Below are 7,272 nucleotides of genomic sequence, written 5' to 3' on the forward strand. Positions count from 1 at the left end.
CGTCAACGCAGGAACCACCGGCAACGCCGGCGGCGAAGGCTAAACACAACAGGAATACAGCAATAACCAGGCAATGACGAAGGGGCCGGCGCGTAACGCGCCGGCCCCTTCGTTGTCCCCAGCTGCCCAGTCCGACGCCGGAAACTAGCTGGTGCCCAGCAACAGCTGGATGGGTCCCATGCAGAAGTAGATCACAAAGGCCACGGCCACACCCCACATTAGGACGTGCACTTCCTTGGCCCGCCCCTGTGCAACGCGAATGATCACGTAGGCGATGAAGCCGGCTCCCAGACCGTTGGCGATCGAGTAGGTGAAAGGCATCAGGATGAACGTCAGGAACGCCGGGATGGCGATGCCGATGTCGCTCCAGTCAATGTTTCGCACTTGGGAGGCCATCATGTATCCGACGACCACCAGCGCCGGTGCCACGGCTTCAAACGGGACCACCGCCACCAGCGGGGCGACGAATGCCGAGAGCAAAAGCAAACAGCCCGTGAAGATCGCGGACACTCCGGTTCGTGCACCCTCAGCGATGCCGGCACCGGATTCAACGAAGATCTCGTTGGCAGAGACGGAACCGAAGCCACCGGCCATGGAACCGGCAGCATCCACGAGCAATACCCGGCTGGCATTCTTCATGTTGCCGTTTTCATCCAGCAGTCCGGCTTCACTGGCCAGTCCCGTCATGGTGCCCATGGCATCAAAGAAGACGCTGAGCAAGATGGTGAACGTCAGCAAAAGCGCGGACATGAAGCCCAGATGAACAAAGGCACCAAAGATGTCCACCTTGCCGATCAGGGACAAATCCGGCACCGAAAAGATGGTGGTCGGCAGGACAGGGACCATCAACGACCAGCCGGAGGGATCAGTCTGACTGGAGGGGGTGTTCGTGAGCAGTTGCAGTCCCATGGCAAAGAGCGTGGAAACCACGATGCCAATCAGAATCGCACCTTTCGTCTTGCGTACCACCAGGACGATAGTCAGCACCAAGCCGAGGACAAAGACCAACACGGGCCAGCCCAGCAGCTTCCCGTCTATGCCGAGCATCAGGGGAACAGTGGTGTGTGAGGCATCCGGTATGCGACGGACAAAGCCGGCATTGACCAGCCCGATGATGGCGATGAACAATCCAATGCCAACCACAATGGCCGTTTTCAGCCCCTTGGGAACAGCCACCATGACGGCTTCCCGCAGTCCGGAGAGGACCAGGATGAACATGATGATGCCGGAAAGGAGCACCAGTCCCATGATTTCCGGCCACGTGACATTTTTAGTGGTCGCCACGGTGGCTGAGACGAACGCGTTGACACCCAAGCCTGCGGCAAGCGCGAAGGGATACTTTGCCCACGCACCCATGACGATCGTGACCACACCGGCGACGACCGCCGTCACCGCAGCCACTTGGGGTATGCCCAGCGTTGCCCCTGAGCCATCCGGGGCGCTGAGGATCAGCGGGTTGAGCACCACAATATAGGCCATGGCGAAGAACGTGGCCAGGGCACCGCGAAATTCACGCAGCACGTTGGATCCGCGAGCAGTGATTTCGAAATAGTTGTCGATGGAGTTCCAAACGCCGCCCTTGGGCGCTGGTTGCTCAGAGTTCGGGACGGTCGCTACGTTCTTTTTTCCGGTCCTGTTCACATTGGACATGGCTGCTTCCACCCGGCCTAGTAGTCAATCCGGGTTTCAAGACCGTTCCAAGCGTTGAACGGAGTGAGCGGGTCTGTGGCACCCGGTGCGATCTGCGCAACGGGCATGCTCCGCTGCTCTACCGGTGTATCGAAGAAGTCGTAGAACACGGCATCGTCAAAGCCGGCGCGGGCTGCATCGTGGCGGTCCGCAGCGAAGAAGACCTTTTCCACACGCGCCCAGAGGGATGATGCCAGGCACATGGGGCAGGGTTCGCAACTGGTGTACAGGGTGGCACCGGTAAGGTCGAATGTGCCAAGTGCCGAGCATGCATTCCTGATGGCAGTCACTTCGGCATGAGCGGTGGGATCATTGTTGGCGGTGACCCGATTAATGCCCTCAAAAGCCCTGCCGTCTGCGGTGACAATGATGGCGCCGAAGGGTCCACCTTTGTCCAGCACATTGGCCGTTGCCAATTCGACTGCCTGAGCCAGGTATTTCTGGTTGTTTTCGCTGGTATTCATGGTGACTTCCTTGTCACTGAGGCAACCGGCGCTGACTTTCATAAGAGGACTCTGTTGCCTCCGCGTACCGATGTGCCCTTGGGTTTGAGATCAGAATTCAAGTTACCCCCGGTAGTTAGCGCCCCAAGTGATGCGCCCGCCGTAGTCATGCTGGAACACTAACACCGGCGATTGAGCAGTGACAAGACCCTTTTCGAAACTCATTTTTCACATGATGAAACCTCGAATCGTTGGCCCATCCATCCTGGGCCATGTGTGATCTTGTGTTGACATGCTCGACGGCGGCCGGCTGTCGGACCGTGCGGGCCCTACCCCGTTCCCCACCCACGGGTGTAGGCTGCGTCACAATAGCCACCGCCTGTTTGCATGGATAACCTGGCCTGGCTTCCCGACCTCGTCGGCCTCAACCATGCTAAAACGAATGCTGACACGCATTGGTTTTACACCGTTGCTGGATAGAACGAAAGAGGATTGGTCATGACCGAACCCGTCAATCAAGCCGAGACGGATGCAGCTGCCACAGCCCTGACCGTCAATGGAAACAAGATGTCAGTCGCGGACGTCGCCCCGCACACCACCACTTTGCAATGGCTGCGCGGCAATGGGATCACAGGCCCCAAAGAGGGGTGCGGGGAAGGTGAGTGCGGAGCGTGCGCGGTGATGGTCTCGCGCCCCGATGGCGAAGGAGGCACCCGCTGGACTTCAGTGAACTCATGCCTCGTACCAGCTGCAATGCTCGCCGGCCAGGAAATTTACACGGCTGAAGGTCTGGCCTCCGCCGACGCGCTGCACCCGGTCCAGCAGGAGATGGCCATGCGTGGCGGTTCCCAGTGCGGCTATTGCACACCCGGTTTCGTGTCCTCGATGGCTGCCGAGTACTACCGTGAGGACCGCACAAATTGCGCATGTGGCCCGGGCGGTTGCTGCTCAGCCCCCACGACCTCCGACATCATCTCCACCGCGCGCGCCGTGCCGTCCGGGAACAAACTTCCCTGGCCGCTCGTCGTGAACGACGACGCCCAGCGCCTTGAGCCTTGGCTGCCACCGCGGACTGAGCGGGACGCGGCTGCGGGTGCCGACGTCGTGCCGGCCACGAGGTACGAATCGACGTCCCCACACGAACCCGAGATCGGGCCCAATGGATTCGATCTGCATGCACTCTCAGGCAACCTGTGCCGGTGCACCGGATACCGGCCCATCCGAGACGCGGCCTTCGCGCTCGGGGAAGTTGATCCCGACGATCCAATCGCCCAACGACGCGATCGGCCCGCCCCCGCCAGTCCCCCCCTGCGCATCGAGACCTCGGGGAGTACCTTCGTCCGTCCTGCCGATCTAAAGGAGACCCTCAGGCTCCTCGCCGGGACACCGGAGGCCGTCCTGGTGGCAGGCTCCACCGATTGGGGGGTCGAGCTGACGATTAAGCACCGCCGTGCCCCACTGACCATTGCGATTGACCAGCTGCCGGAATTGCGTCAGTTCCACGTTGCTGGCGACCACATCGAGATCGGTGCGGCACTCACTCTGTCGGAGGTCGAACGCCTCCTTGGAGGTTCGGTGCCCGTACTCGCCCAAGCCTTCCCCCTGTTCGCGTCTCGACTGATCAGGAACGCTGCGACGATCGGCGGAAACCTCGGCACCGGATCCCCGATCGGCGACATGGCCCCCGCACTTCTCGCCCTCGACGCCGAGCTCGTGCTCAGCTCGCCGCGCGGTGACCGGACGGTAGCGCTGGCCGATTACTTCACCGGCTACCGCACGAGCATACGAGCGGCCGATGAACTCATCCGTGCCGTGCGGATCCCGACGCCCGTCGCGCCGATGGGCCAATTCTACAAAGTTGCCAAACGTAAATTTGACGATATCTCCTCGGTGGCAGTGGCCATCGCCGCGACCGTCAACGACGGGACGGTTCAGCACATCCGCATCGGTGTGGGCGGGGCCGCCGCGATGACACTGCGTGCCTTGGACACCGAAGCGGCAGTGCTCGGCAAGCCGTGGACGGCCGAAACGTTCGAAGCTGCAGCCGAGGTCATGCAGACCGTGGGGACGCCGATGTCCGACCACCGCGCCAGTGCCGAATACCGCAGCGCCACACTCGCCCAATCCATCCGTCGCTTCTACTCGGAGGCTGCATCATGAAACCGTTTTCCTCCCGCCCTCTTGCGGAGATCCCCGACGGCGGCACCACCGGAGTCGTCATGCCGCACGAGGCCGCGTGGGAGCATGTCACGGGCCAGGCCTTGTACACCGACGACCTTCCCTACCGGTCAGCCAATGTTCTCCACGCCTGGCCGCTCCAAGTATTCGCCGCGCACGCCCACATCGACTCCCTCGACACGTCCAAGGCCGAGACAATGCCCGGGGTGGTTCGTGTACTCACGGCTTTAGATGTCCCGGGCCTGAACGATTACGGTGACATTGGGGACGAGGTTCTCTTCCCCAACGAGGTGCTCTACCATGGACAACCTGTAGCCTGGGTACTCGCTGAGAGCCTCGAGGAAGCACGCCTGGCAACCGACGCCATCGAGATCGCCTATACGGAACTACCGTCCATCATCACCACCCAGGAGGCCATCGCGGCAGGGCAGTTCCAGGGACCGCGGGCGACGCTCCAGCGTGGTGACGCTGATGCGGCCCTCGCGAACGCTCCGCACCGCATCAGCGGCGGGATAGACATCCAGGGCCAGGAACACTTCTATCTTGAGACACAGGCATCGTTCGCCACCGTCGACGAGAGCGGGCAGGTTTTCATCCAGTCCTCAACCCAGGCCCCGAGCCACACGCAGGAGGTGGCTGCCCGGGTCCTGGGCATTTCATCGAGCCAGGTCACGGTGCAGTGCCTGCGCATGGGTGGCGGCTTCGGTGGCAAGGAGACGAACGCGAATGCGTTCGCATCCGTCGCGGCCATTGGCGCCGTACTGACTGGCCGGCCCGTAAGCCTGCGCCTCAACCGCACTCAGGATCTGACCATGACCGGCAAGCGTGGCGGCTTCCATGCCACCTGGGAGGCCGGTTTGGACGACGACGGGCACATCCTTGCGTACAAGGCCGTGCTGACCGCCGATGGCGGCTTCAGCGTCGACCTGTCCCCCGCCGTCGTGAGCCGAGCGTTGTGCCACGTCGATAATGCCTACTACCTTCCCAACGTCCATGTAATCGGCCAAATCGCGCGGACCAACAAGACCTCAAACACGGCATTCCGTGGCTTCGGCGCACCCTCCGGAATGATCGTGACCGAGGATCTGCTTGGCCAGGCGGCCACGAAGCTGGGCCTCGGCGAAGAGGAAATCCGCCGCAGGAACTTCTATGCTCCGGGGCAGAGCACCCCCTATGAGCAGGTGGTCAGCCAAGCCGAGCGCATGGTCGACATCTGGGACAAGCTCAAGAAATCAAGTGACTACGATGCCCGGCTTCTCGACGTGGCCGCATTCAACAGCGCCCACCAACACGTCAAGCGAGGCTTGGCCATCACTCCGGTGAAGTTCGGCGTCTCGTTCAACAAACCGTTCTTGAACCAGGCCGGTGCGCTCGTGCTCGTCTACCGCGACGGCTCGGTGCTCATCAACCACGGCGGCACGGAGATGGGCCAGGGCCTGCACACGAAAATGCTGCAAGTCGCCGCAACAGCGCTGGGGCTCCCGCTGCGGCGTGTTCGTCTCGCTCCGACCCGGACCGATAAAGTGCCCAACACCTCGGCCACGTCTGCCTCGACCGGCTCCGACCTCAACGGCGGTGCGGTCAAGAACGCCTGCGAGCTCATCCTGGACCGGCTTGCGCCGGTGGCGGCCGGCATGCTCGGCGTCCACGCGAACGACGTCCGCATCACGAGAGGGGTCGTCAGCGGGTTGGGGACGGAGAAGTGCACCACTTGGGAGGAGCTCATTGAGACGGCATATTTCCAGCGGGTGTCATTGTCGGCGACCGGCTATTACCGCACCGAAGGACTCTACTTCGATTCAAGCACGTACAAGGGCAACGCGTTCAAATACTATGCCCGCGGGGCCGCAGTCGCCGAGGTGGAGGTTGACGGGTACACCGGCGCGTACACGACGCGGCAGGTGGACCTGCTTCACGACGTCGGCAGTTCGCTCTCACCCTTGATCGACCTCGGCCAGGTTGAAGGTGCATTTATCCAAGGCGTCGGCTGGCTCACGCAGGAGGATCTGCGGTGGGACACGAGCGACGGGCCCAACCGCGGCAAGCTTCTGACGCAGGCAGCGAGTACCTACAAGCTGCCGTCGTTCTCGGAATTGCCGCAAGTCTTCAACGTCGACCTGTACGTACACGGGGAGACTACCGACGACGGTGGAAGTGTGTACGGGTCAAAGGCCGTGGGTGAACCGCCGCTCATGCTGTCCATCGCGGTGCGAGAAGCGCTGCGCGCCGCCGCAGCGGCCTTCGGTGAGCCGGGGCATCAGGTCGAGCTGCCTTCCCCTGCCACGCCTGAAGCGGTGTACTGGGCGCTGGACAGGGCGCGCCGGACGGTATCCGACCCGGCCCGCGCCGCAGAGTGATCCGGGCCGGTCATCGTGGATTGGATCAACGCTCTCGCTCGCGCCCACACTGCCGGGACAATAGGGGTGCTGGTGACGATCATCGAGGTCCGCGGCCACTCCCCCCGCGACGTCGGTGCGAAGATGTTCATCTCAGCCGACACCTCATCGGGGAGCATCGGCGGCGGCAACATGGAAGCCACTGTCACCGAGCGCGCCCGCACAATGCTCGCTGGCGGGGCGGGTACGGTGGAGGAAGTCGAATTCGGCCTCAATGAACACGCACCTGCCGCCTATGGCACCCAGTGCTGCGGCGGCGTCGTGCGGGTGCTGCTCGAACCGATTGGAAGGCGCCCCACCGTCGCAATTTTCGGTGCCGGCCATGTTGGCAAGGAACTGGCACGAATCCTCAGCCGCCACGAGGTTGTCCTCCACCTTGCCGACTCCCGGGAGGGCATGATCGACGGCGTTCTCGCCGCCACACTCGAAGCCGGCCCGGCCGCTGTGCACCTGCATACCCTGCCTGCCCCCGAGACCCTCATCGCTGAGCTTCCGGATGGCGCGCATCTGCTCATCCTCACCCACGACCATGCGGAAGATCTGATGCTCTGCGACGCGGCTCTGCG

General features: G+C 62.6%; 5 protein-coding genes. 3 read left to right on the top strand and 2 right to left on the bottom strand.

Annotated features, from left to right (window positions below):
* Positions 1-144: 144 nt before the first annotated feature.
* Both Q4P21_RS15345 and Q4P21_RS15350 read right to left on the bottom strand, forming a co-directional pair.
* The gene (locus Q4P21_RS15345; RefSeq protein WP_303389597.1) at positions 145-1,650 is read right to left on the bottom strand and encodes an NCS2 family permease; all 1,506 of its coding nucleotides are present in this window, start codon (positions 1,648-1,650) and stop codon (positions 145-147) included.
* A gap of 17 nt (positions 1,651-1,667) precedes the next feature.
* Positions 1,668-2,153, bottom strand: coding sequence for a nucleoside deaminase (locus tag Q4P21_RS15350; RefSeq protein WP_303389598.1), 486 nt, complete (start codon positions 2,151-2,153; stop codon positions 1,668-1,670).
* A 477-nt stretch (positions 2,154-2,630) separates the two neighbouring features.
* On the opposite strand from Q4P21_RS15350, the gene Q4P21_RS15355 reads away from it, so the two are divergent.
* The 3 genes from Q4P21_RS15355 to Q4P21_RS15365 form a co-directional block, all read left to right on the top strand.
* Entirely contained in the window at positions 2,631-4,292 is a 1,662-nt protein-coding gene (locus Q4P21_RS15355) for a xanthine dehydrogenase small subunit (RefSeq protein WP_303389599.1), read from the top strand.
* On the top strand, positions 4,289-6,667 hold the full coding sequence (xdhB, locus tag Q4P21_RS15360) for a xanthine dehydrogenase molybdopterin binding subunit (protein WP_303389600.1): 2,379 nt from the start codon (positions 4,289-4,291) through the stop codon (positions 6,665-6,667). The genes Q4P21_RS15355 and xdhB overlap by 4 nt, the downstream gene beginning before the upstream one ends.
* Before the next feature lie 72 nt (positions 6,668-6,739).
* Positions 6,740-7,272: XdhC family protein (locus Q4P21_RS15365; protein WP_303389601.1), on the top strand; the 533-nt coding region annotated here is incomplete at its 3' end.

The organism is Arthrobacter sp. (genome assembly GCF_030540645.1).
GTDB lineage: Bacteria > Actinomycetota > Actinomycetes > Actinomycetales > Micrococcaceae > Specibacter.

Coding starts and splice junctions, on each gene's coding strand:
- Q4P21_RS15355 (WP_303389599.1), top strand. CDS start 2,631: ATGACCGAACCCGTCAATCAAGCCGAGACGGATGCAGCTGCCACAGCC.
- Q4P21_RS15345 (WP_303389597.1), bottom strand. CDS start 1,650: ATGTCCAATGTGAACAGGACCGGAAAAAAGAACGTAGCGACCGTCCCG.
- Q4P21_RS15350 (WP_303389598.1), bottom strand. CDS start 2,153: ATGAATACCAGCGAAAACAACCAGAAATACCTGGCTCAGGCAGTCGAA.
- xdhB (WP_303389600.1), top strand. CDS start 4,289: ATGAAACCGTTTTCCTCCCGCCCTCTTGCGGAGATCCCCGACGGCGGC.